26 protein-coding genes are annotated in these 26,036 nt (G+C 37.3%); 16 read left to right on the top strand and 10 right to left on the bottom strand.

The genetic code is table 11. From position 1 onward, the window contains the following. Positions 1-2: 2 nt before the first annotated feature. From AB657_RS03240 to AB657_RS03220, 5 genes are all read left to right on the top strand, one after another. Positions 3-734 carry a LytR/AlgR family response regulator transcription factor gene (locus AB657_RS03240; protein ID WP_047245183.1) on the top strand — a complete coding sequence of 244 codons (732 nt, stop codon included), beginning with the start codon at positions 3-5 and terminating at the stop codon, positions 732-734. A gap of 174 nt (positions 735-908) precedes the next feature. Continuing rightward, positions 909-1,286, top strand: coding sequence for a hypothetical protein (locus tag AB657_RS03235; protein ID WP_157491561.1), 378 nt, complete (start codon positions 909-911; stop codon positions 1,284-1,286). 70 nt (positions 1,287-1,356) lie between these two features. Beyond that, positions 1,357-3,468 (top strand): ATP-binding protein, encoded by a 2,112-nt coding sequence (locus tag AB657_RS03230; RefSeq protein WP_047245181.1) that lies wholly within the window; start codon positions 1,357-1,359, stop codon positions 3,466-3,468. Between the two features lie 24 nt (positions 3,469-3,492). After that, on the top strand, positions 3,493-4,161 hold the full coding sequence (locus tag AB657_RS03225) for a response regulator (protein ID WP_047245180.1): 669 nt from the start codon (positions 3,493-3,495) through the stop codon (positions 4,159-4,161). 134 nt (positions 4,162-4,295) lie between these two features. After that, entirely contained in the window at positions 4,296-4,964 is a 669-nt protein-coding gene (locus AB657_RS03220) for a hypothetical protein (protein ID WP_047245179.1), read from the top strand. Positions 4,965-5,024: 60 nt separating this feature from the next. On the opposite strand, the gene glyA is transcribed toward AB657_RS03220, so the two are convergent. Together glyA and ytxJ are read right to left on the bottom strand one after the other, a co-directional pair. Then, complete coding sequence (gene glyA, locus AB657_RS03215) at positions 5,025-6,308, bottom strand: serine hydroxymethyltransferase (protein ID WP_047245178.1); 1,284 nt, start codon at positions 6,306-6,308, stop codon at positions 5,025-5,027. A gap of 180 nt (positions 6,309-6,488) precedes the next feature. Beyond that, positions 6,489-6,887 carry a bacillithiol system redox-active protein YtxJ gene (gene ytxJ / locus AB657_RS03210; RefSeq protein ID WP_047245177.1) on the bottom strand — a complete coding sequence of 133 codons (399 nt, stop codon included), beginning with the start codon at positions 6,885-6,887 and terminating at the stop codon, positions 6,489-6,491. A gap of 158 nt (positions 6,888-7,045) precedes the next feature. Here ytxJ and clpB point away from each other — a divergent pair, with 158 nt between their 5' ends. Continuing rightward, a complete protein-coding gene (clpB, locus tag AB657_RS03205) occupies positions 7,046-9,646 on the top strand; it encodes an ATP-dependent chaperone ClpB (RefSeq protein WP_047245176.1) in 2,601 nt (866 codons plus the stop codon). Positions 9,647-9,756: 110 nt separating this feature from the next. Next, positions 9,757-10,347 (top strand): TetR/AcrR family transcriptional regulator, encoded by a 591-nt coding sequence (locus AB657_RS03200; RefSeq protein WP_047245175.1) that lies wholly within the window; start codon positions 9,757-9,759, stop codon positions 10,345-10,347. A gap of 66 nt (positions 10,348-10,413) precedes the next feature. Here AB657_RS03200 and AB657_RS03195 read toward each other — a convergent pair whose 3' ends face one another. Beyond that, positions 10,414-12,051: a PorP/SprF family type IX secretion system membrane protein gene (locus tag AB657_RS03195; protein WP_047245174.1), complete on the bottom strand. Its 1,638-nt coding sequence runs from the start codon at positions 12,049-12,051 to the stop codon at positions 10,414-10,416. 86 nt (positions 12,052-12,137) lie between these two features. Between AB657_RS03195 and AB657_RS03190 the strand changes: the two genes are divergently transcribed. Then, positions 12,138-12,680 carry a SixA phosphatase family protein gene (locus AB657_RS03190; RefSeq protein ID WP_047245173.1) on the top strand — a complete coding sequence of 181 codons (543 nt, stop codon included), beginning with the start codon at positions 12,138-12,140 and terminating at the stop codon, positions 12,678-12,680. Here the strand turns inward: AB657_RS03190 and AB657_RS03185 are convergent. Further along, positions 12,658-13,407 carry a DUF6503 family protein gene (locus tag AB657_RS03185; protein ID WP_047245172.1) on the bottom strand — a complete coding sequence of 250 codons (750 nt, stop codon included), beginning with the start codon at positions 13,405-13,407 and terminating at the stop codon, positions 12,658-12,660. The two genes, AB657_RS03190 and AB657_RS03185, sit on opposite strands and share 23 nt — an antisense overlap. Before the next feature lie 117 nt (positions 13,408-13,524). On the opposite strand from AB657_RS03185, the gene smpB reads away from it, so the two are divergent. After that, positions 13,525-13,986, top strand: coding sequence for an SsrA-binding protein SmpB (gene smpB / locus AB657_RS03180; RefSeq protein ID WP_047245171.1), 462 nt, complete (start codon positions 13,525-13,527; stop codon positions 13,984-13,986). Positions 13,987-13,992: 6 nt separating this feature from the next. Here the strand turns inward: smpB and AB657_RS03175 are convergent, their stop codons facing one another. Continuing rightward, positions 13,993-14,634, bottom strand: coding sequence for a protein-L-isoaspartate(D-aspartate) O-methyltransferase (locus tag AB657_RS03175; protein WP_047245170.1), 642 nt, complete (start codon positions 14,632-14,634; stop codon positions 13,993-13,995). A 136-nt stretch (positions 14,635-14,770) separates the two neighbouring features. On the opposite strand from AB657_RS03175, the gene AB657_RS03170 reads away from it, so the two are divergent. From AB657_RS03170 to AB657_RS03140, 7 genes are read left to right on the top strand one after another with little or no spacing between them, the layout of a single operon-like run. Further along, the gene (locus tag AB657_RS03170) at positions 14,771-15,754 is read left to right on the top strand and encodes a Gfo/Idh/MocA family oxidoreductase (protein ID WP_047247770.1); all 984 of its coding nucleotides are present in this window, start codon (positions 14,771-14,773) and stop codon (positions 15,752-15,754) included. Positions 15,755-15,790: 36 nt separating this feature from the next. Beyond that, on the top strand, positions 15,791-16,681 hold the full coding sequence (locus AB657_RS03165) for a 3-hydroxyacyl-CoA dehydrogenase family protein (protein WP_047245169.1): 891 nt from the start codon (positions 15,791-15,793) through the stop codon (positions 16,679-16,681). 1 nt (position 16,682) lies between these two features. Continuing rightward, complete coding sequence (locus AB657_RS03160) at positions 16,683-17,342, top strand: YggS family pyridoxal phosphate-dependent enzyme (RefSeq protein ID WP_047245168.1); 660 nt, start codon at positions 16,683-16,685, stop codon at positions 17,340-17,342. A gap of 41 nt (positions 17,343-17,383) precedes the next feature. Then, on the top strand, positions 17,384-18,751 hold the full coding sequence (locus AB657_RS03155; RefSeq protein WP_047245167.1) for an exonuclease domain-containing protein: 1,368 nt from the start codon (positions 17,384-17,386) through the stop codon (positions 18,749-18,751). Between the two features lie 2 nt (positions 18,752-18,753). Continuing rightward, the gene (locus AB657_RS03150) at positions 18,754-19,608 is read left to right on the top strand and encodes an ion transporter (protein ID WP_047245166.1); all 855 of its coding nucleotides are present in this window, start codon (positions 18,754-18,756) and stop codon (positions 19,606-19,608) included. Then, a complete protein-coding gene (miaA, locus tag AB657_RS03145; protein ID WP_047245165.1) occupies positions 19,601-20,524 on the top strand; it encodes a tRNA (adenosine(37)-N6)-dimethylallyltransferase MiaA in 924 nt (307 codons plus the stop codon). The genes AB657_RS03150 and miaA overlap by 8 nt, the downstream gene beginning before the upstream one ends. Further along, positions 20,514-20,999, top strand: a complete 486-nt coding sequence (locus tag AB657_RS03140) for a gluconokinase (protein WP_047245164.1) — start codon at positions 20,514-20,516, stop codon at positions 20,997-20,999. Before miaA ends, AB657_RS03140 begins: the two co-directional genes overlap by 11 nt. Positions 21,000-21,055: 56 nt before the next feature. On the opposite strand, the gene AB657_RS03135 is transcribed toward AB657_RS03140, so the two are convergent. The 5 genes from AB657_RS03135 to AB657_RS03115 all read right to left on the bottom strand — a co-directional run bounded on the left by AB657_RS03135 (position 21,056) and on the right by AB657_RS03115 (position 25,997). After that, positions 21,056-21,772, bottom strand: coding sequence for a response regulator transcription factor (locus tag AB657_RS03135; protein WP_047245163.1), 717 nt, complete (start codon positions 21,770-21,772; stop codon positions 21,056-21,058). 7 nt (positions 21,773-21,779) lie between these two features. Continuing rightward, the gene (locus tag AB657_RS03130; RefSeq protein ID WP_047245162.1) at positions 21,780-23,360 is read right to left on the bottom strand and encodes a sensor histidine kinase; all 1,581 of its coding nucleotides are present in this window, start codon (positions 23,358-23,360) and stop codon (positions 21,780-21,782) included. A 74-nt stretch (positions 23,361-23,434) separates the two neighbouring features. Beyond that, positions 23,435-24,025: a dephospho-CoA kinase gene (gene coaE, locus AB657_RS03125; protein ID WP_316933207.1), complete on the bottom strand. Its 591-nt coding sequence runs from the start codon at positions 24,023-24,025 to the stop codon at positions 23,435-23,437. Next, positions 24,025-24,906 (bottom strand): CdaR family protein, encoded by an 882-nt coding sequence (locus AB657_RS03120; RefSeq protein WP_157491559.1) that lies wholly within the window; start codon positions 24,904-24,906, stop codon positions 24,025-24,027. Before AB657_RS03120 ends, coaE begins: the two co-directional genes overlap by 1 nt. 80 nt (positions 24,907-24,986) lie before the next feature. Continuing rightward, the gene (locus AB657_RS03115; protein ID WP_047247769.1) at positions 24,987-25,997 is read right to left on the bottom strand and encodes a glycosyltransferase; all 1,011 of its coding nucleotides are present in this window, start codon (positions 25,995-25,997) and stop codon (positions 24,987-24,989) included. Positions 25,998-26,036 lie beyond the last annotated feature (39 nt).

The following is a 26,036-nucleotide window of genomic DNA, read 5'->3' as shown; positions in this document are numbered from 1 at the left end:
ACTTGGAATATTCATACACCATCATCGACCCTGATGCCGTGTCAAATTTGCAATTGAGCACTTTTTTGGCCGAGTATGGGGATTTTAATTGTTCAGGTATTTCTGAAACACCTGATGACGGCCTCAATCTAATTCTTAAATTTTCTCCAGATATTGTTTTTGTCAATTTAGATCATGATGCACAACTTATATTTCAGAAAATCATAGAGTTACATCAATATATTACGGAATTACCACTGATTATTGGTATTTCTAAAACTAAAAACCATGCCTATGATGCCATTAAAAATGGTTTTTTTGATTATTGGTTGCAACCATTTAATGAATTTGATGTTAGAAAATCGATTTTAAAGCTTAAAAGAAAAGTTCCAAAAGAAAAAGAGCCACAAACTATTTGTTTAAAATCATATAACGATTTTCATTACCTGAACACCGAAGATATACTTTACCTACAGGCAGATAATAACACTACAGAGTTCTTCATGAAAGACGGTTCGGTAGCCAATGCATACAAAACATTGAAAACTTTTGAGAAACAGCTTCCGAAGAATTTTGTGAGAATACATCAAAGCTACATTGTAAACACAGATTACGTGTCCAGAATCAATTTTGGCAAATCTATCTGCTCATTAAAAAAAGTTGACAAAAAGCTACCCTTTTCAAAATCCTACAAAGAAAAGGTAAATCAACTTAAACAAACACTCTCCAAAAACAGCATTTCTTCGTTGAATTAACGAATTCTCTCAAAACTGGGCTAAATACTCACAGATTTAACCTATTCACTAAGTGTACTTTAATTTCATTTTATCCCTTGTCGAAGCTTATTACTTTGGCAGTATAATAATCAGTTCCCTAACTAAAAACTATTTAAAATGAAAAAATTGACAAGCATCTTAGCTGTAGCATTAATGGCATTAGGTTTAACAACTTATATTGTTCAAAATAATACCAATGAGTTTAACGGAGACGCTAATCTAGCCTGTGATAATTGTGACAATCCCATAGACAGAAGAGACCCTCCAAAACTCGGAATCGCAATGAATATAAATGACAATGTTGCCGATGAATTCAAATTCATGAAAAATGATAACTCCACATTGGCATGCGATAATTGCGACAATCCCATAGACAGAAGAGACCCTCCAAAACTCGGAATCGCAATGAACATAAACGACAATGTTGTTAATGACTTCAATTTCACACAAAATGATGACTCCACATTGGCCTGCGATAATTGTGACAACCCTATAGACAGAAGAGACCCTCCAAAAATTGGAATTGCCTAAACACTAACACATATGACAATTTAAGTGCCCTGAACTTTTAAGTTCGGGGCATTTTCTTATCTTGTAGGTATTGAATTACAAAATCGAATTAAAATACCATACATTGCCTAAGTTGTTTTTTACCCTACTTGTAATTGCATTTTTCCATTTTGGTCAGGGCCAGCCCCACCGGACTTCTACAACTACCGATAAAATTAAGGCCGAAATTGACAGTTTAATCGTTGTTAGCAACAGTAGTTCTCTTTCCCATGAAAACAGAATAAAAACACTTTCACAAGCTCATGGGCTTCTTAAAAAATTGGAAGAGGATAGTTTAAAATTACAGTTGCTTTCTAAATTATCATACTACAGTTTTGACACCCATGACAAAAAATTATTCAAAGAAATAAACAAAGAAACCATTCAACTTGCCGCAAAAACGAAAGACTCTACGGTTTTAGCGGAAGCCCATTGGGACAGAGGTGTATATTACCGTGAAAACTTGGTAAAGGACAGTGCCTATTACAATTTTTCAGAGGCCCAGAAAATATACGAGGCAAAAGGTAATTATTACTACTCTGGCCGAATGTTCTTTAACATGGCCGTGGAACAATCGGATATAAGGGACTATGTAGGAAGCGAAGCCTCTACCATCGCTGCCATTGAGCGATTAAAGCCTTTAAACAAACATAAAGAACTTTATCGTTGCTACAACAATTTAGCCATAATATCGGCTGCCATTGGGGAATACGAAAGGGCTTTAAAATATTATGATGAAGCAGTAACATATTTACAAAAAACAGATAATCCAGATATATATATGACCAGCTATTTGAATAATAGGGCAATTGCTTATCTGGACATGGGAAATTATTCAGAAGCCCGCAAATATTTTAAACAAACAATAGAGACAAACGATTTAAAAAACAATAATCCCGGTTTATACTCTAAAGCTTTACATAACCTAGCGTTAAGCAGACTAAAGTTAAACGATACCGTTGGTACTTATCAAAGTATTCAAGAATCCATTCGCTTAAAAGACAGCTTAAACGAAACAAGAAGCCTAGCTGCATCCTATTACACTTTAGCAGAGTATTATCTTTATAGAAAAGACACAGCCAAAGCAATTCTTAAAGCAAAAACAGCCATGGAACTTTCTGATGAAAGCTCTAACAACGAACGGCTATTGGACACTTACAAATTTTTAGCAAGTGTAGACCGCAAAAATGCCTCTAAATATTTTCAGAAGTATATATCCCTAGACGACAGTTTACAGAAAGAAGAAAGACAGGCCAGAAACAAATTTGCACGTATCCGATTTGAAACGGACGAATTTATTGCTGAAAATGAATTACTGGAAGAACAAAAAAGCATTCTGGCCCGACAGAAACAAATGTGGACGGGCATCGCCATTGGTTTTTTCTTACTGGGGTTAGCCGTATACATTATCATCCAACAACGTGCAAAAAATCAAAAATTACTTTTTTTACAACAACAACACGCGAACAATCAGGAAATATTCAACCTTATGCTTACCCAAAAGCAGAAAGTAGACGAAGTAAAGAGAATGGAGCAAAAACGTATTTCAGAAGAACTCCACGATGGTGTATTAGGTAAAATGTTAGGAGCTAGAATGGTGCTCACCGGGCTCAACAAAAAAACAGGCCCAGAAGCCATAGAAGCACGGGGCGAAGCCATTAAAGCCCTTAAAACAATAGAAGGTGAAGTAAGGGCTATTTCTCACGAACTAAGCCATTCAGCATATCAAAAGATAAACAATTTTGTCAATTCTATAGACTCACTTCTTAATTCCGCCAAGGAAAATACCGAAATAAACACTATCTTTAATTATGATGAGGACGAAGATTTTGATAGCTTAAAAGGGGAAATAAAGATCAATGTCTATAGAATGATCCAAGAAACATTACAAAATGCCATTAAACATTCGGGTTGTTCTAATTTCTTTGTTAACTTCGAACGGTCCGAAGAGTTATTTTCAGTTGAAATGGGTGATGACGGAAAAGGTTTTATCCTCGATAAAGAACGCAAGGGCATTGGAATGAGAAACTTAAGCTCTAGAATCGAAAAACTAAACGGAAAGTGGTTTATAGATACCGCACCGAACAAAGGAACCAAGGTCACTTTAGAAATTCCGTTATTTTATGCGGAAAGCAATACTAAGAACCAACTTCAGGACGTTTAACTAATAACCTTAAATAATGATAGAATGAAAACGGTGAGGATTTTGGCAATCGATGATCATGAGATGACCACTTTAGGATACAAATACATCCTAGAAGATGCTGATTTCGAGGATTTTAACGTTAAAGTAGAGATTGCCAAGAGTTATGACAAAGGAAAGGAAAAGATAGAGTTTTCTTCAAAAACACTTCCTTTCGACATTATTTTATTGGATATTCAATTATTTCCGGCAGAAGCAAAAGACCCAAGGTCTGGCGTTGATCTTGGAAAATTGGCAAGAGAACTAGTTCCAGATTCTAAAGTTGTTTTTATGTCCTCTTTCAGTGACAGCTATAGAATAAACAATATTTTTAAGACAGTGAACCCAGATGGGTACATGGTGAAGTCTGAAATTGATGAGATGTCGCTAAAAGCAATGGTCGAAACGGTTTACAATAGACCCCCATACTACACAGCAAGTGCCCTTAGTGCCGTTAGAAGAAGAATGGCCAGCACTATCAATATCGACGAACAAGACCAAAAAATACTTTACTACCTATCTTTAGGTACCAACACCAGGGATATAGCGCCCTTAATCGCCGCTGCCAATACTACGGTCGAAGCCAGAAAAAGACAATTAAAAGCAATTTTTGGAGTAAAAAACGGAAATGATCTTGCTCTAATTCAAGAGGCAAAAAAAAGAGGGTTTTTATGACTTTTTAAATAACTAAAAATCAATAATTTATTTTTTTGTTAAAAAAATATTACAATATCCTCCAAAATTCTAAGGTTTTCCTAAGTCCAACGAATACACATTAAGGCTATCTTTAAAATAAAAAGATTGAATTAATGCCTTTATCCCCACACAGTTATTCGCAAATTCAGATTACCAAACTGAATACCGACTCTGGAATCTTTGGTATAGAAGAATTTATTAAGTCATTGGAACTTAGTTTCTTTTCAAAAGTTATATTAAGAAACTGCAGCTCAAAAGAAGATGAAATTGCCATCGCATTGGAAATGCAATGCTCTTTTAGTCTATTGGAAATTTTAGGCCATTTTAATAAAGGGCTTTGGGGATCAAACGATATAGACGAATCTCCCCTTCAAAAAAGTTTCAATAACCTGGTAAATTCCAATTCGAACAGGATACCTATCGATATTCAAGAATTGACCTTGTTCTTGAATGATACAACTATAACCATCAAAAAAGTATACTCCAACAGTATCATAGAGAATTTTGACACTATAATCAATGAAATAGGAAAACGCTACGTTGCTTTATCTATGGGACTTACCGAAAAGCCCGAAGAAATATTCATTCCAGTATTCGAGGACAATATTCAAACTATTGGTTCTTCTACGGTGCCAAAAAATATTCAATCCGCAACAACACAGACTACATACTATAAATATTGGGGCATTTACCTAGAGTCAGATTTTGACGGTCTTATATTTGATGTTCAAAAAAACAAGTTTATACCTGCCAAACTGGACTTTTGTGTATTGGACGATTAATCAACAAAACAATACCTTAGCACTAAGAACAGGTTTATTTATAACAAGCTCTTTCTAAGCCTATGCAATTGTTGCATTAAAAATAGGCCTAGACCCCATCATCTTGTTTACCTCCCCTTTTACTTTTGCGATAACCTGTTCGTTTTCAGGATTGCTGATGACCTGGTCTATTAAATCGACCACGGTTTCCATATCATCCTCTAACAAACCTCGTGTGGTAATTGCGGCAGTACCAAATCTAATACCAGATGTTATAAAGGGAGATTTATCGTCAAAAGGAACCATATTCTTATTCGCGGTTATATCGGCCAATACCAATGCCTTTTCAGCATCTTTTCCCGTAATCCCTTTATTTCTAAGATCGATCAACATCATATGGTTATCCGTACCACCTGAAATTATATTATAATCCCTTGACACAAATGCTTTTGCCATTGCATCGGCATTTTTCTTAACCTGTTTCATATATTCTCCAAACTCATCGGTTAAGGCCTCACCGAAAGCCACTGCTTTTGCAGCAATTATATGTTCTAACGGTCCCCCTTGGTTACCAGGAAAAACTGCCAAATCCAAAAGAGCCGACATTTTTCTCAGTTTACCATTTTTAAGTTTGATTCCAAAAGGATTATCAAAATCTTCACCCATCAAAATAAGACCTCCCCTAGGCCCTCTTAATGTTTTATGCGTGGTAGTGGTCACAATATGACAATGGGGAATCGGATCACTAAGAAGTCCTTTGGCGATTAGACCGGCAGGATGCGATATATCTGCCAATAATAGTGCATCTACACTATCTGCTATTTCCCTGAATTTTTTAAAATCGATATCTCGGGAATATGCCGATGCCCCGGCAATTATTAGTTTAGGACGCTCTTTGGTGGCTATTTCCTGAATTTTATCGTAATCGAGTGTTCCCGTAGCTTCGTCAACCCCGTAAAAAACAGGATTGTACAACCTTCCAGAAAAATTGACCGGAGAACCATGGGTTAGATGCCCTCCATGAGACAAATCAAAACCTAAAATAGTATCCCCAGGCTTTAAACACGCATGGTAAACAGCGGCATTTGCCTGCGACCCCGAGTGGGGTTGTACATTGGCATAGGCGGCACCAAACAGCTCTTTGGCCCTATCTATAGCCAATTGCTCCACTTGATCAACTACTTCACAACCTCCATAATATCTTTTACCGGGATACCCTTCTGCATATTTATTGGTCAATACAGAACCAGCGGCCTCCATTACCTGAGGACTTGTAAAGTTCTCCGAGGCAATTAATTCTATACCGTTTATCTGACGTTGCTTTTCTGCTTCTATTAAATCAAAAATTCGAGTATCCCTTTGCATTTTATTAAAATTAAAATCTCAGGCAAAAATACAAATAGCAACCAGTATAAAGCCGATAAAAATAATATTCAACAAAATATTTTATCAAACGATAGTTAATAACTAATTATCGGTAATATTCAAGCCACCTATATGCTTTCACAACCATATGAAATTGCCTTTGAACCTATGCCAAAAAATCTAAGACAAATAATCCTCCAGATTTATTTCCGAAATCTCGCCATGGGAAGCATGACGTTCTACCCTACCATTCTTGATTATTAATAGTTGAGGTGATTGGTGGACTATACCAAATTTTACCGCAACCTCATTAGAGACATCCCTATTGGCATGCAAATCCAAAAAATATAAGTCCATCTGGGAAGACTGCAGATTATAGGAAGATTTAAAAATATTCAACACCATTCTACTAACTCCGCAAGTGGTAGAATGCTTAAAAATAACTTGGGGGCGAACAGAAGATTTTTTTTCTATTTCGCTCAATTGGTCAATAGAGACTAGAGATATCCACGGAACCTCGTTACCGTCCCCCTTGTTTTCATTGTTTTCTTTACCAAATAACCCCTTAAATAATCCCATTCTTTGTTAACTTTAAGCTACGTTATAAAAACACCTAACAACTGCCATTTTGTCTTTGATAATGCGGCCTTTTAGCGACATTTTGTCTGTTATGTTCAATTGGTAGGATTGTTGTCCTTTTCACTGCAAAAGTAACACTCAATTTAAAACTAAAATATATGAACTTTAACAATTTCACCATAAAATCACAAGAGGCTATTCAACAGGCCCAAGTGATCGCCCAATCTTTAGGGCACCAACAAATCGAAAACGAACATATTTTCAAGGCAATTACAGAAGTCGAAGAAAACGTTGTTCCGTTTATAATTAAAAAACTAGGGATCAACATTAACCTGATCACCCAAATTCTTGAAAAGGAATTGGAATCGTTTCCCAAGGTTCAAGGTGGAGACATCATGCTTTCTAGAGAAGCGGGTAAAACTGTAAACGAATCCAGTATTATTGCTAAAAAAATGGGAGACGAATACGTTTCCATAGAACATTTACTACTGGCCATCTTTAAATCAAAAAGTAAGATTTCTCAAATCTTAAAAGACCAAGGGGTAACCGAGAAAAGTTTAACAGCAGCTATTACCGAACTAAGAAAAGGATCTAACGTAACTTCACAAAGTGCCGAGGAAACCTACAATTCATTGAACAAATATGCCAAAAACTTAAATGAATTAGCGGATAGCGGTAAACTGGACCCCGTAATAGGTAGGGACGAAGAAATTAGAAGGGTACTTCAAATATTATCTCGTAGAACCAAGAACAACCCAATGTTGGTAGGTGAGCCAGGTGTTGGTAAAACGGCCATTGCCGAAGGTCTTGCCCATAGAATAGTACAAGGGGACATTCCTGAAAACCTTAAAGATAAAACCATTTACTCTTTGGATATGGGCGCTTTGATAGCTGGCGCAAAATACAAAGGGGAATTCGAGGAACGTTTAAAAGCGGTAATCAAAGAGGTTACCAGTGCGGACGGAAACATAATTTTGTTTATCGATGAAATACATACACTTGTTGGTGCAGGTGGTGGACAGGGCGCCATGGATGCTGCAAACATTCTTAAGCCCGCTCTTGCCAGAGGTGAACTAAGAGCCATTGGCGCAACTACTTTGGATGAGTATCAAAAATATTTTGAAAAGGACAAAGCATTAGAGCGTAGATTTCAAAAAGTAATCGTAGATCAACCTGACACAGAGAGCGCCATCTCTATCTTAAGGGGGATTAAAGAAAAATATGAAGCCCACCATAAGGTTCGTATCAAGGATGAAGCCGTTATCGCAGCGGTAGAACTCTCCCAAAGGTATATTACCAATAGATTTTTGCCCGATAAGGCCATAGACCTTATGGACGAAGCTGCCTCTAAATTAAGAATGGAGATCAACTCTAAACCAGAAGAATTGGACGTATTGGACAGAAAGATTATGCAGCTAGAGATTGAAATAGAGGCCATTAAAAGAGAGAACGACCAATCGAAACTTAAGGCTCTAAATCTGGAACTTGCCAATGTAAAAGAAGAGCGAAACGAGATTTTTGCCAAATGGGAATCCGAAAAATCGGTAGTGGACAATATTCAAAAAACAAAATTGGATATCGAAAACTATAAAATTGAAGCCGAGCGAGCCGAACGTAACGGAGATTATGGCAAGGTTGCCGAAATTAGGTACGGAAAAATTAAAGAGGCACAGGAAAGGCTTACCAAATTGCAACAAGAACTGGCCGAACAACAGAAAGCCGGCACCTTGATCAAAGAAGAAGTTACCAGTGAAGATATTGCCGAAGTGGTAGCAAAATGGACAGGTATACCTGTAACAAAGATGCTACAGAGCGAACGCGAAAAATTACTGAACCTAGAGAACGTATTACATAAAAGGGTCGTTGGCCAAGATGAAGCAATACAAGCCGTTTCAGATGCGATAAGAAGAAGTAGGGCCGGCCTACAAGATATGAAAAAGCCTATAGGATCTTTCTTGTTTCTCGGTACAACCGGGGTAGGTAAGACCGAACTGGCGAAAACCTTGGCCGCATACCTGTTCGATGATGAGAACGCCATGACCAGAATAGATATGAGCGAGTACCAAGAACGACACTCTGTAAGTAGACTGGTAGGTGCGCCTCCAGGATATGTGGGGTACGATGAAGGTGGTCAACTAACCGAAGCCGTTAGAAGACGCCCCTACTCCGTTGTTTTACTTGATGAAATCGAAAAAGCGCATCCAGACACCTTTAATATCTTATTACAGGTTTTGGATGAGGGTAGGTTGACAGATAACAAAGGAAGGGTCGCCGACTTTAAAAACACGATCATTATAATGACCAGTAATATGGGTAGCCATATTATTCAAGAAAAATTTGAAAACGCAACAGACCTACATAGCGCCACAGAGGCAGCCCGTGTAGAAGTATTAGGACTTCTAAACAAAACAATTCGTCCTGAATTCCTAAACCGTATAGACGACATAATTATGTTCACTCCTTTGAATATGGAAAATATTAGGGAAATAGTGAAACTTCAATTAGAAGGACTCAAAAAAATGCTGAACAAGCAAAATATAACCCTAGACGCTACAGACGAAGCCATAGATTATTTGGCGGAACGAGGTTACGAACCACAATTTGGAGCCAGACCCGTTAAGCGAACCATTCAAAAAGAAGTGCTAAACAACATGTCTAAAGAGCTTTTAAGTGGAAAAATAAAAGCAGATAGTATTATACTCTTAGATGCTTTTAACAACGAACTGGTATTTAGAAACCAAAATGACCTGGTGGTCTAAAACAATGTTGATTATGAAAGCGTCCTGAATAAAAAATTCAGGACGCTTTTTTTGTTACCTATATATACCAAACAGTATAGATTTTTTATCTTCGCACAAAAGCATCCAACATGTCTACAAAAGCCGAAAGAACTACCGCCTATATTATTGAAACGGTCGCACCTTTATTTAACAAACATGGCTATATTGGCACAAGCATGAGCGATCTTACCGAAGCCACAGGACTCACCAAAGGCGCTATATATGGTAATTTTGAAAACAAGGAAGCTTTAGCGCTTTCCGCATTTGAATACAACAGAAATATTCTATTAACAGCATTGGACGAAGAACTAAATGCCCCAGGATCCGCATTGGATAAATTGTCCAATCTTACCGAATTTTATAAAAAATACGATGCTTTTACACTTAAAATGGGCGGTTGCCCTATTTTAAATGTAGGTGTAGACGCCCAGCACAACAACAAACTCTTGGCAGCTGCCGTCAAAGAAACCATAAAGGAAATTGAAGGTAAAATTGCCCTAGTATTGGAGAATGGCCTTAATAATGGTGAGCTTAAACTCCCGGTAACCCCTTTGCAATTTGCAAAACAACTATTCACAATGATTCAAGGGGCCATTGCCATGTCTACCATTACCTTAGACCGTAAATACTTGTTGAATACCATTACCTACTTAGAAATTTTAATCAAAAGAGAACTGTAAATTCAAGTAAGACCCAAGTAATCTTTCTTTTTAAGCCTTAAAAGGTGCAAAACACCATCATGGCAACTACTCGCCCACTACCCTAAAAATCCATAGTCTCTCGGTGTACTTTCCACCAAGTTTAGAATCCCTTGCTTTTCTTGCCTCATTTATTGAATCGTACTTGCCTAAGTATACATAGTTGTATTTATTCGTTTCCCTGTAAAAAGATTGCGGGTTCAGCCCCTTCTTCTTAAGGTCGGCCATAAAGGCATCAAAATAGCGTTTGGTTCCAAAAACATTGGCTATTAAATAGTAACCCGGTTCTAAAGACCCCTGCTTGGTCACTTCTTCATACTTCTCGCCTGCCTGTGGTGTTACCACTTCTTTTTTCCGTGCCAAACGCTCAAGCTCTTCTTTCTTAGCAGCGGCCTCCGCAATGGCTTTTTCGGCACTGGCAACAGAATCTTGTTTTTTCTGAAGTTCAATGGCCAGTGCCGCTTCTTTTGCTTTATTAATAGAATCTAATTCCCTTTGCCTATTTAATGCCTCGGCTTTTGCCAACGCAGAGATCTCTTGCGCCTTGTTAAGCGAATCTCTTTTTCGTTCCGCTTCAATTTTCGACTCTTTTAGAGCTAGCTCTGCCTGTCTGTTTGCTTTTCTAATGGAATCTTTTGCACGTTTCTGATTAATCTTAGCCAATCTTACCTCCTCTTTCTCTTTCTCCCTTAAGGCTATTTTCTCCATTCGGGTGAGCTCATTTTCAACAACGTCCCCTTTTTCTTCCTCGGCAATTAATTCTTCCTGTAATTTATCTTCTGAATCCCCTAATCTACCTAACTTATACGAAGTAACCAATTCAAACGAGGGGTCGGTTCCTTTTAGATCCGTACTCGTACCAAATTCCACCAGCGCCCCTATTGAAAGCCGCTTAAAGAACCTTCCGCCGGCACCACCAGAAATACCGTAATAACTATTATAGCCTAGTTGCGCCCAAAACTTGTTCGTAGATAGTAAGGTTGAAACCCCAAATTGCGAATCATACCCAGGCACCGACTTAAAGTATACCGAAGGGCGTAAGAACGAGTTGGGATCAGAAGCCAAGACCGACATAGGTATGTCATAACTTGCTTGGGTGAAAAAAACCCTTCCTTCAGAACTAGTGCTTCTTTCTTTTGTGGTAAAGTTGTAATCGAACAGGTTCTCGGAAGATAGCCCTATACTAAACCTATCTATCTTAACATTTATACCCGGGGCCACTTGCAACACAAAATCGTTCGTTAATTCTGTCTGAATAGGATTTGGCGTAAAAAAGCGTGTGTCGGACAGTTCTTGCACATACCCAAAAACATTGATTCCCAGACCTAACGACACCTTTTCGCTCAACTCTATATTATACGCGTAGTTTAGAGCTCCACCAGTATTTAGGAACAAGCCTGTGTTATGCTGAAAAAAACCGATACCGGCCGCAGACTCATCATTTATCTTTAAAGCATAGTTCAGAAATAGTGTAGAAGGGTCCACATCAATGGATTGCCATTGCCATCTAGACCAAAAAGCAATAGAGGAAGGGTTGTTTTTATCCAACGAATAGGCAGGGTTCAGCAGACTGGAATTGTATTCTGTTATATTCTGCTGCCTATAGTCGCTAGGTAATTCAGGTTCTTGAGCCCTTAAACCAATAACTACAAAACAAATAAGAAGTGCCCCACAAAATTTTCTCATATGCAAAAAAACAAAAAATAGACTACTAACGTACTATTTTATCCTAAATTAAGTTTTACTATTATAGTAATAATATTTTAAACCGAATGAAAACAATAAAGATTCTTTCTATTTGTTTACTGGCCATTTTTGTTTCTTGCAAAGAGGAAAAACCCGATCAGACCATTAACGAAAACCCTGATGTAACTACATTTTATTTGATTCGCCACGCAGAAAAGGACAGAACCTACCCGGATGACGCCGATCCAGAGTTAAATCAAAAAGGATTGGGAAGAGCCATGCATTGGGCAGAAATCTTGGATGAAGTGGATTTAGACGCCATATACTCTACCGATTACAACAGAACCTCTATGACGGCCGCCCCGACTTCGGTGAAAAAAAATATCGATGTACAATATTACGAACCTAGGGATATTGATATTGAACAGTTTAAAAAAGACAACCTAAATAAAAAGGTATTGGTCGTAGGGCATAGCAATACTATTCCCGATTTCGTAAACCAGTTAATAGGCGAAGACAAATATCCATATATAGACGACAGCGAAAACGGCACCCTGTTTATCGTACAATTGGTAGGTAGTACGGCTACATCCACTAAACTTGTCTTTAATTGTAACTGTCCTGATTAACCTCTACGTTTTCAAGTTTAATCTCTGATAATAACTCTAATCCATTATTTACATATAAACTGTCTATAGCGTATATAGAACCGTTTTTCTGTTTCGGTTTGTAATTTTTATAATCTACAAACCGAATTCCACCAACGGTTCTTTTGTTATAAGCCACCCTAAAACGCTGACCACCTCCATTAGTATGAAATTCATACGATAAATAATCCGGCTCAAGGGTTTTTGTATTGAACCAATACAGATATACATCGTCGAAGTCATCACCACCACCTTCTTTACTAAAAGTCACCTCTATTTTATAATAATCGGCGGTGTCTATTTTTACGGTCTCCAAGAACTTCTTTTTAACGGCTTTATCGTTTAACCCATAAGGTAACATGGCAAAATAATGTACCGAGTTGACCGAATTGGCATATACATTGGCCATACTATCGGACAATGTCACAATACTATCGTTTACCGATCTTTCAAATTTGTTCGGGTATTTGGTATCTATAATAGTAGTCGAATCATTTACTATTTTACGTTTTAATATCTTCTTTCCCTCTACTACTTCAGAAGTATAGTGAATATCCCTAAAGTCAAAAGAAATATTACTTTTCACATAGTTCTCCCCTCCACTAACAGCTATACTTTTATCTACAATTTCTTGGGCCGTAGGCGTTTTTACTACATTTTTACATCCTAAGAACGATATCAACACAAAAAACAAAAGAAGTTTATTCATTACATCAAGTTTTATTAAGCTTTATTCGTAAATATTTATCCTTCATTACAAAAATAAGTGCTTTAATTCGTTTAAAATTTTGAAGGTATTCTTTTATTGTCCTTATTTTTGTAAGTGATGCAGAAGAATATCAACATAAAAAATAAGAGAGCCCGTTTTGAGTACGAGATTTTGGACAAGTATACGGCTGGCATTGTCTTGGCCGGTACCGAAATAAAATCCATTAGGTACGGAAAGGCTTCTATTTCTGAAAGTTTTTGTGAGTTTAATGAAAATGGGGAACTTTTCGTTATTAACATGCAAATAGACGAATACTCGCATGCTTATCATTTTAACCACAAACCAAAGGCCGAGCGAAAATTATTGCTAAACAAAAGAGAACTGAAAAAGCTTCAAAAAGAAGTGAAGACTTCTGGTCTTACGATAGTTCCACTTACCTTGTTTATAAATGACCGTGGTTTGGCAAAACTACAAATAGCCTTGGCAAAGGGTAAAAAACTATACGATAAGAGAGAAACCATAAAAGACAGGGACAATAAGAGAAACCTTGACCGTATTAAAAAAAGCTTTAACAATTAAGGTTCTTTAGTTTTTGTCTTCCAATAAGGGAACAAACCTAAAAGAACCATATTCTGTCTTTTGAAACTCTTTTTCCGAAGTGCGAACAAATAATGTCATGATTTGCTCTTCAAAGCCAACCGGTATAACCAGCCTCCCCCCTACCTTTAATTGGGCGAGCAGCGCCTTTGGTACCTCTGGGGCTCCGGCCGTAACTATGATACGATCAAAAGGAGCATCTTCTGGCAAACCTTTATAGCCATCGCCAAAAATCACCTTTTTGGGTCTGTACCCCATTTTCTTAAAAAACAGATTGGTTTTCTTAAACAGTTCCAATTGCCTTTCTATAGTATATACCCTGGCCCTACATTTAAGAAGAACGGCGGTCTGGTACCCGCTTCCGGTTCCAATTTCTAAAACGGTATGGTTAGGTTTCAACTGCAACAACTCTGTCTGGAAAGCCACCGTGTAAGGTTGCGATATAGTTTGATCAGCCGCAATAGGAAACGCCTTGTCCTGATATGCATGCCCCTCAAAACTACTATCCATAAACAAGTGTCTTGGCACATCTCTAATGGCATCCAAAACTTTCTGGTCCTTTATTCCCTTAGCAATCAGCACTTCCGCTAGCTGATTCCGCATTCCCTTGTGTTTTAAGGTATCTTTCAATGTTAATTTGGTTTGGTTACCAAAGTTATGAAAGTTCCTTAAATGAAAGAAACTTCAAAAAAACTTAATCTTAAAATTGGAATTTACAATTCGGGTAAACTTATAAAGTATGCTTATTTTTGATAAAAAGATAATTATGCTCAAAGTTGGCGTTTTAGGAGCCGGACATTTAGGAAAGATACATTTACGTCTATTAAATCAGTCTAATAAATATGATTTAATAGGCTTTTACGATGCAGATATTATTAACGGAAAAAAGGTTGAGGCCGAATTCGGATATCGCTATTTTGACAACATGAACAGCTTAATAGATGCTGTAGATGTAATAGACATAGTTACCCCTACCCTTTCACATTACGAATGTGCCAAGAAATCCATAGAAAAGGGGAAACATATTTTTATAGAAAAACCAATTACCAATACCTTAGAGGAAGCACAAGAACTGCTTGATCTTGAAAAGAAATTCAATACAAAAGGTCAGGTAGGTCATGTAGAACGGTTTAACCCCGCTTTTTCCGCCGTTAAGAATGCAATTAATCAACCTATGTTCATAGAGGCCCACCGTTTAGCGGAATTTAATCCTAGGGGTACGGATGTTCCGGTCGTATTGGATTTAATGATACACGATATAGATGCTATATTAAGTGTTGTAAATTCTGAAGTAAAACAGATTAACGCAAGTGGCGTTTCAGTCCTTAGTCAATCACCAGATATCGCCAATGCCAGATTGGAATTTGAAAATGGCTGTGTGGCCAATTTAACGGCCAGTAGAATCTCTTTAAAGAACATGCGCAAATCAAGGTTCTTTCAAAAAGACGCCTATATATCGGTCGATTTTCTAGAGAAAAAGGCCGAAGTGGTAAAAATGAAGGATGCACCAGAGCAGCCCGGTGATTTTGACATGATCTTACAGAATGCGGAGGGAGTAAAAAAACAAATCTATTTTGAAAACCCCGACATTAAGGAAAACAACGCTATTTTAGACGAACTGGAGTCTTTTGCCGAAGCAATAGCAACAAATTCTACCCCCACAGTTTCTTTAAAACAAGGTACACAAGCCCTTAAGGTTGCCCTGCAGATCATCGACTCTTTTGAAGATAAAAAGATCCAACAAGTGTAATTTATATTTTACTATAAGTATATATTTTTTAATAAAATGAAAAACATTGCTATAATAGGTTCAGGAACCATGGGTAATGGCATTGCCCACGTTTTTGCCCAAAAAGGTTTTAAGGTAAACTTAATAGACATTTCACAAGAGGCACTTGAAAAAGGCCTTGCCACCATTTCAAAAAACTTGGATAGAATGATTGCCAAGGAAAAAATCAATGAAATGGACAAAGCCAACACTTTAACGAACATCTCTACCTTTACCTCATTAAAAGAAGGGGTTTCAGATGTGGACTTGGCCATAGAGGCCGCTACCGAAAATGTTGAATTAAAATTGAGCATTTTTAAAGAGTTGGACACTTTTTGTAAAGAAGGAACCATTCTTGCCACCAACACATCATCTATTTCAATTACACAAATAGCCGCTGTAACGGCAAGACCATCCAAGGTTATTGGAATGCACTTTATGAATCCGGTGCCCATAATGCAACTTGTAGAGGTAATAAGAGGGTATAGCACCTCTGACGAGACCACCGCAAGAATTATGGAACTGTCGGCCAAATTAGATAAAACACCTACCGAAGTAAACGATTACCCTGGTTTTGTGGCAAATAGGATTTTAATGCCCATGATCAACGAAGCTATAGAAACCCTGCACCATGGTGTTGCCGGAGTCAAAGAAATAGATACGGTTATGAGACTCGGTATGGCCCACCCCATGGGCCCATTGCAATTAGCTGATTTTATTGGCCTAGATGTATGTCTTTCTATATTGAATGTAATGCACGAAGGTTTTAAAAACCCAAAATACGCAGCTTCTCCCCTTCTTGTAAATATGGTAACAGCAGGCAAACTTGGTGTAAAATCGGGAGAAGGTTTTTATGATTATTCCCAGAACAAAAAAGCGGAAACCGTTTCTCAACAATTCTCTAAATAGTATGTCGATAGCAGAAAAACTTCTTCAGATAAAACAAGAATTACCGGATCATGTGACCTTGGTAGCCGTATCAAAAACAAAACCCGTTGCAGATATCCAAGAAGCTTATGACGCCGGACATAGAATATTTGGAGAGAATAAAATACAGGAAATGACCCAGAAATGGGAAAAGCTACCCAAAGACATTCACTGGCATATGATCGGGCACGTTCAAAGAAACAAAGTAAAGTACATGGCCGAGTTTGTTTCCTTGATACATGGGGTAGACAGTCTAAAATTATTAAAGGAAATAGATAAGCAGGCAAAAAAACACAACCGTAATATCCCCTGCCTGCTCCAGGTGCACATAGCTGAAGAGGACACGAAATTCGGATTTGACGAAACCGAGCTTGTGGCACTGACAAAAGATCCCGAATTTCTTCAACTTGAAAACATAAAAATTGAAGGATTAATGGGAATGGCAACTTTCACAGATGACCAGAAACAGGTGAGCAGGGAGTTTAAGTCGTTGAAAAAATTATTCGATAGGCTTAAACAAGATTTACCCGATATAAAAGTTTTATCTATGGGAATGAGTGGCGATTACAAAATTGCCATTGAAGAAGGCAGTACTATGGTCCGTATAGGAAGTAGTATCTTTGGTGCGAGAAACTATAATTAAAGCCCCCAAGGGAACAAAGATTACAAAAAGAAGAAAATCAAATGTACGCCATACTTGATATTGAGACCACGGGAGGAAAATTCAATGAGGAGGGTATCACGGAGATTGCGATACATAAATTTGATGGACACGAAATAGTCGATTCTTTTATAAGTCTTATAAACCCCGAAAAAGAAATTCAGCCCTTTGTGGTAAATCTTACCGGGATCAACAACAAAATGCTGAGGACCGCACCAAAATTTCATGAAGTGGCCAAACGTATTGTGGAAATTACACAAGACACGGTATTAGTAGCCCACAATGCCCAGTTCGATTATCGTATTTTAAGGACAGAGTTTAGGCGTTTGGGATACAATTATGAACGCAAAACAATATGTACGGTAGATCTCTCGAAAGTTCTTCTTCCAGATGCAGAATCTTATAGCCTAGGTAAACTTGTAAGGTCATTGGGTATTCCGGTCAGTGATCGCCACAGGGCAAATGGCGATGCCTTGGCAACTGTGAAACTATTTAAGTTACTTCTTGCAAAAGATTCACAAAAGACGATTCTACAAGATGTAATAAGAAAAGAGTCTCATGGTGAACTGTCAGAAAAACAATTGGACATCGTTCAAAGCATGCCAAACGAAACCGGTGTTTTTTATATCCATGGAAAAGACGGCAACATCATTTACCTAAGCAAGAGTACAGACATTAAGAAACGTGTTAACCAACTATTTACAAAAACAGGGGAAAGGTCCCGAAAGCTGGTCAAGGACACAAAAAAAGTTACCTTCGAAAAAACGGGAAGCGAACTTATTGCCCTTTTAAAAGAGCACCAAGAGCTGTTAAAAAACAAACCAAAATACAATACCATACCTCGAAAAAGAATGTACTCCCATACTCTTTGCCTAAAAGAGAACGAGTTGGGCTATTTAGAATTAAGCGTGGCACCAATTTCTAAGTGTAGTGATAAATGGGGTTTGTTCAATGGTGAGTTCAGCGCCAAAAACCACTTGCATAAAATTTCTAGGGAATTCACCTTATGTGATAAATTAAACGGAATAAGTGAAGCAAGGAAAAACTGCGCCAACTACGAAGATAATAAGTGCAACGGGGCGTGTATACAAAAAGAAGCTCCCGAAGAATACAATGTACGGGTCATGGAGGCATTGAACAAATATTGCCTTAAAAATAAAAATATACTATTGGTGGACAAAGGACGGGAACTAGGTGAGAACAGTGCCGTTCTTATCAAAAAAGGGTCATTGGTCGGAATTGGCTATTACGATCTTAACCATCAAATAAATAATATTCATATATTAGAAACATTGATTACCCCAATGAACGGAACCCTAAACGCTAATTTTATAATAGAGTCCTTTCTTAGAAAAAAAAGGGTATTAAAAACAATTCCGCTCAATATTTAAAATTGGAAACAAAAAAGTCAAAGACCGATTGGAAAAAGAAACTTCATGAAATCATTTATGAGGCAGATACCCCAATGGGCAAATGGTTTGATATTATTCTGATCATCATCATAATTTTCAGCGTTCTGCTGATTATGCTAGAGAGTGTTAAGAGTATAGATATGGAATACCACTATCTATTGCTTACCCTTGAATGGATCGTCACTATATTTTTCACCATAGAATATATTGCCAGAATTGTCTGTATTAAAAAACCCTCAAAATATATTTTCAGTTTTTATGGTATCATAGATTTTTTATCGACTATCCCCTTATATTTATCCTATATTCTGGCCGGATCACAAGTATTATTGGCGGTAAGGGCCTTTAGACTTTTAAGGGTTTTTAGAATATTAAAACTAGTCAGGTTCTTAGGGGAGGCCAGTCAATTAAAAAGAGCCTTAAAGGCTAGTAGGGCAAAAATTACCGTTTTTCTTTTCGCCGTCTTAATCGTATCGGTAATGCTGGGTACGCTTATGTATATTATAGAAGGTGACCAAGCAGGTTTTACCAGTATTCCTACAAGTATTTACTGGACTATAGTAACCCTTACAACAGTCGGCTATGGAGATATTGCCCCCATTACCCCCCAAGGCCAATTTATTGCAACGATCATAATGCTGTTAGGTTATGGTATAATTGCCGTACCTACAGGAATTGTAACCGTAGAATTTGGAAAAAGAACCAACAAGGACGGTTCTAACAAAGTAGAAAGTTTTGTTCATGTCAACACACAGGCTTGCCCTAATTGCACAAAAGAAGGCCATAGGGACGATGCTTTATATTGCTATAATTGCGGAAGTATTTTAAATGAATAAAGTTCTCATTTCCGTCGTGGGCCCAACGGCCATTGGTAAAACTAAAATGGGTATTGCCCTGGCCAACCATTTTAACACCGAAATCATATCGGCAGATTCCAGGCAGTTCTATAAAGAAATGTCAGTAGGTACGGCCGTACCCTCAAAAGCAGAATTAAAAAGTGCCAAACATCATTTTATTCAACACAAAAGTATACATGATATGTATACCGTAGGCGATTTTGAAAAAGACGCCCTAGAACTACTTGACAAAATTTTTGACAAAAAAGATGTAGTAATCATGGTCGGCGGCAGTGGCCTTTATGTAGATGCCGTTACCTTAGGGTTAAACAAGTTTCCGAAAGTAGACGAGATTATACGCACAGAACTCAATCAAGATTTTGATATAAACGGCATAGAAAGTTTACAGAACAAACTACAAGAACTAGATCCAGTATATTACAATAAAGTAGACATCAACAATCCACATCGCTTAATTAGAGCTCTCGAAATATGTATTGGTACCGGCAAATCCTATTCCAGCTTTCTTAAACAACCAAAAGACCAACGCAATTTCAAGGTTTTACAAGTCGGATTAATGGCCGATCGCAGTGTTATTTACGATAGAATCAACCAAAGAGTGGACGTAATGATGCAATCGGGACTCTTGGAAGAAGCCAAGGCCTTATTAAAGTTCAAAGACCTTAATGCATTGCAAACCGTTGGGTATAAAGAAATGTTTGAATACCTGTTGGGTGTTTGGGATCTGGATTTTGCTATATCTGAGGTTAAAAAAAACACTCGAAGATTTGCAAAAAGACAATTAACTTGGTTCAAGAAAAAAACAGATACGTTATGGATCGACTATAACTACCAAAACGAAGATATGGTCACAACGGTCAAAAAAGCTCTTTTAAAATTAAACCATGAAGAATAATCCTGTTTTATATGTAATGGGTGTATCGGGTAGTGGAAAATCTACCATAGGAAAATTATTGGCCGAAACCTTGAACATTCCATTTTTTGATGGCGACGATTACCACCCCAAAGCCAATATCGAAAAAATGGCAGGTGGCACCCCTTTAAACGACGATGATAGAAAAGGTTGGTTGCTAACACTGAACGGTCTTGCAAAATCGAACGAACAGCAAGGTGCCGTCATCGTATGTTCGGCCCTAAAAAAAAGTTACAGAGAACTTTTAAGGAACGGTCTTGACCAATGTAGGTTTGTATATTTAAAAGGCAGTATGGAGCAAATAAATCGCAGGCTTCAACAGCGCAAAAACCATTTTATGCCCGCAGACTTGCTACAATCACAATTCGATACCTTGGAAGAACCTATAAACGCAATTATCGTTTCAGCAGATATGACTCCAGTAGAAACGATAAAAGAAATTGTTCAACAACTATAAAAACAAAAAAGACCTCTTAAAAAGAGGCCTTTTTTGTTTTTAATTTAATTTTTCTTCTACTGTTCCTCATCTGTCTTTACCACCAAACGGAAACCTTCACCATGAATATTTAAAATTTCAACGGTTTCATCTCTTTTTAAATATTTACGCAATTTGGCAATATATACATCCATACTTCTAGACGTAAAGTAATTATCGTCTCTCCATATTTTAGTCAAAGCCAATTCTCTTGGCATCAAATCATTTTCATGCAAGGCCAACAAACGTAACAATTCGTTCTCTTTTGGAGATAGCTTAATTGCCTCTTCATCTTTATATTTCAAAAATCTAAGCTTAGAGTTCAAGTGAAAACCTCCTATCTCAAATTCAAATTTCTTACTGTCGGCCAAACTACTAGAAGCCTTTCTTTGAAGTATTGCTTTGATCTTCATTAAAAGCACTTCCGAATCAAAAGGCTTGTTCAAATAATCATCGGCGCCCGCTTTATAACCTTTAAGCACATCCTCTTTCATTGTTTTTGCAGTCAAGAAAACAATAGGTACATTCTCGTTCTTCTCCCTTATCTCCTTTGCAAGTGTAAACCCATCTTTATACGGCATCATAACATCAAGAATACAAATATCAAAATTGTCTTTCTTGAATTTTTCAAACCCCTCCATCCCATTTTTTGCCAATGTCACATCAAAGTCGTTCATAGACAAATAGTCCTTTAGGACAATACCAAAATTTGGGTCGTCTTCTACTAAAAGTATTTTCTTGTTAACTGTTTCCATAATTTTTTTAAATTAAAGGTAGTTTTATGTAAAAAGTGCTTCCTTTTCCTTTTTCACTTTCCGCATATACTTCACCCTGATGATCATCTACTATTTTTTTTACATATGCCAATCCTAATCCATGGCCTTTTACATTGTGAATATCTCCAGTATGCTCTCTATAGAACTTTTCAAAAACTCTTTTCAACACCGCTTTGCTCATTCCGGCTCCTTGATCCTTTACCTTTATAATTATATTGTTCTTGGCTACCTCTGTATACACATCTATTTTGGGTGGATCGATGGAATATTTTATGGCATTGTCCAATATATTCACGATTACGTTGGTAAAATGCATCTCATTGGCCAAAACCTCTGAACGTTTCGCGTCTAAATGTGTTTCTATGTATCCGCCCCTATCCTGTACAATCAATTCTACATGCGTAATGGCATCTTCTATTATGTCGTGTACATCTACCCTATCCTTACTAATGTCCAATTGGTTTTTTTCTAATTTAGATATCCTTAGTACATTTTCTACCTGGGCGTGCATCCTTTTATTTTCATCCCTTATCATTTGTAGATAACGAGAAATTTTTTCTTGATCACCAATAACCTTTGGGTTCCTAATAGCCTCTACCGCCAAATTTATAGTAGCTATAGGGGTTTTGAACTCATGGGTCATATTATTGATGAAATCTGACTTTATCTCAGATATTTGTTTTTGTTTAATTAATTGGTAAATAGCTCCAGAATAAGCAATTACAATAATTAAGGTAAACAAGAGTGACAATAGCGCCAATCCTAATATAGACCGGACCAAAAAACGCTTTTTCTCTGGAAACGACACCAAGAGGTCAAAATTGGACACACCTTCAAAATCTGTAAACAAAGGTGATTTGTAAACATTTGATTCCGAATACTTGAATTTACGCGATTTAAGCTTTGTGGGCAATCCTTTGCTATATACTCCATATTCAAAGCTGATATCAACCCCCCTATCCTTTAATTCCCTTTGAAGTAAAAGTTCTATTTCCTGTCTGCTTACCCGCTTATGTATCGGAACACGCTTGGCATAGGTGGTAAACAAATCTTCCATGGCCAATTTATCAAATTCCCTTAAACCTCCTATCTTCTCAATTCTTTGAATAGGCGTTAATACAGAGGTTTTGCCTTCGGTATCGTAATCTTCCTTGAAAATCGAAGTTGTTCGTTTACTGGTATAATTCTTAATGAAGGTGGTATCTCCAACTTCACCGTTATCAAAGAACGTGGACGAGATACCATAATCTTCTTCTAGGATACCATGCTCATAAAGCAGTATCTCATTAGAGTTGACATCCCTATCAATGAAAAAGAAATTTCTGAACTGTGTATCCTTTACCTCTCCAACGCTGTCCTTGGCATAAAGATATCTATCGTAATAGTTCTTTTTTTCACGCTCCTCTATTTGATTGGTAACACTGTTCAATGCTTCGGAAACAACGTTCGAAAATTGTTCTTCCTTATTTTCAACCGACTTTTTTATCCAAAAACTTTGAACAAATATCAATCCAACAAGCGAGAGGCTCATTAGAACAACCAAGAGAATAAATAACCTCTTATCCATTTTAATGTTAAAATTAAATATTTACAGGGAAGCCCATAGTACGTTTAACCAAACCTTAACACAAATGTTAAAATTCACTGGTTCTGGCATAATTTTAATAAAACCCTATTCACTTCCTCTACCTTTTTTCTTGTTTCTTCCAGAAAAATATTTTCTATAACAAAATCGGCCAGTTCAAATTTTTCTGAATCCTTGAGCTGATTTTCCATCCTGGCCAATATATCTTCCTCGGTACTACCATCTCTTTCTAAAAGTCGTTGGATTTTTAATTCTTTCGGAGCAGTAACTAAAATAATTTTGTCATAAAGGTTCTGAGCTTTGTTTTCGAACAGGAGTGCTGTTTCTTGAACAACATAAGGAGTGTTTTGTTCACTATACCATTCAAGAAAATGTTTTCGTACTTCAGGGTGTACAATTCTGTTTAATTCTTGCAATAACTGTTTATCGTTAAAAACCTTTTTGGCGATAAAAGACCTGTTTAGCACATTACCATCAAAAGCTCTTTCACCAAACAGGGATATCAGTTTTTTTCTTATGGTTTCGGAAGATTGCATCAGCTTTTTAGCTTCGACATCGGAATTGTATACAGGAACCCCCAACCCTTCAAGTATTTTGCCTACGGTAGACTTACCGCTTCCTATTCCTCCTGTAAGTCCTACGATCATTATTCCCTTCTTAAAATAAATTCTATTTCTTGTGTGCTTAAAATAGCATTGCTTATCCCCATTGGTTTTTTCGATAATTTTACAGGGATTATATTTTGGCTGCTTCCCGTTACCTGGGCATAATCTGCCGTAATTAAAAAGTCATCGGTTTCTATATCTTTCAGCCTCTCTAATTTTGCTTGACAAATCACTTTTATTACATCAGGAAACATTCTCACTTTTACATTTTCGGGCACATTAAGTATGGTAACGGGCACATTGTATACTTTTTCCGAAAAGCGATACACCTTTGCGGAAATGGTTACGGAAGTAGGCTCAAATACAGTCATGTTCAACTCTCTCGGTTTCACCAAAGTGCTTTTTACAGAAAAGTCCTTATCCACGTCCAAAAGTTCTAAAAAAGAAGTTCTAACATTACGAATAGAATCTATTTGGCTCTTTGGCCCGGTTATCTTAACCGATTCAGGCACTATCTTCAAAGAATCCTCTATTTCATAATTTTTGGCCAAGCTTAGATTAATTCTTGGAAGCACAGGCACCGTCTTTGTTATAACCTTGGTAAAATCAACGAAGATAGTATCGTCATCTACCTCTAAAAGGGTCATATCAGCCGACAACTGCCTATTTATCTGTCTTTTATAAACAGAAGGCGGTATATAATAAAGAGAATCTTTTTTCTGTACCTCGGACAGGTCTATTTGAATACTTTTTTTTCTGATACCAAAACCGATAAACTGAAAACCAACAGCTTTTAACCTTACGTTTATACTATTTTTTGGAGGACTGGCAAGTAATAGGTTTTTTGGAGTTCCTACATATTCCAAATGAAACGATGCGTTACTAACAAATGTTCTAGACAGGTTGTTTATAAACCAAGCCAAAAAGGAGAAAAATAAAAAAATCAAAAATAATTTGACCTTTCTCTTCTTTAAACCCGCTTTAATTCGTTCTACTATCACAATCAATCATTTGTCTTAAAAAACAATTTCGGAAAAAGGACCTCTGGAGACCTTTTACTAAAGGTAGTATATATGGTAGACTTCAAAAAACCCAGTCCGTATCCAAAAAATTGAACACAGGTGGCAAATAATGCCATTATGGAAACCTTAAGGTTCCGGGTCTTTAACAATGCATCTACAAACAGCAGCACAAAATAAAAAACAAAAAATGCGATAGGCCACCAAATATCAAAAACCACCAAGATCAAGGCTCCCAGTAATCCCAAGGTGAACAATGTTGGAAACCAGTAAGTGATTTTTGCCGTTGTGGGATGCCACTTATTTAGAATGGGGCGTACCATTCCAAATTTTTTTACCTGGTTATAAAATTTGTTCCAATCAATTCGTCTCTTGTGGTACACAAATGCCTCGGGAATCAATTTTGTCTCAAAACCGTTATTCCATATTCGAATGGTCAGATCAGGATCTTCGCCCGGATGTATATTGCCATACCCCCCTACGACCTCAAAGGCCTCTTTGGAGATGCCCATATTAAAACTTCTTGGTTGAAATTTGTTCACGGCATCTTTACGCCCACGAATACCTCCCGTGGTAAGAAAAGAGGTCATGGCATAGTTGATCGCTTTCTGCACATTACTAAAAGAGGTATGGGCCGCATCTGGACCACCATAACAATGAACAAATTGTTCTGATAGACTTTTCTCTGCCTCTACCAGATATTGAGGAGGCAAAATACAGTCAGAATCCAGCACAATAAAATAATTGCCTTTGGCCAACCGCATCCCATAATTACGAGAATCACCAGGACCAGAATTGGGTTTCTGATAGTAAGAGATATTCAGCTTGTCATCAAAACGCTCTACTACTTCTTTTGATGGCAGTGTAGAACCGTCTTCCACAATAACTATTTCATAGTTTTTCGTGTAGGTCTGCGACAAGAGACTATCTAATAGTTCCTCAATTTCATTAGGCCTGTTAAAGACAGGTATTATAAAGGAAAACGATAGATCCATTATTGTTTTTAGGTAATTAATTGCCATGGGACCAAAACG

This window comes from Maribacter thermophilus, from assembly GCF_001020565.1.
GTDB classification, from domain to species: Bacteria; Bacteroidota; Bacteroidia; order Flavobacteriales; family Flavobacteriaceae; genus Maribacter; species Maribacter thermophilus.
Note: the sequence above shows the minus strand (reverse complement) of the source record. Positions and strands in the feature narration are given on the sequence as shown.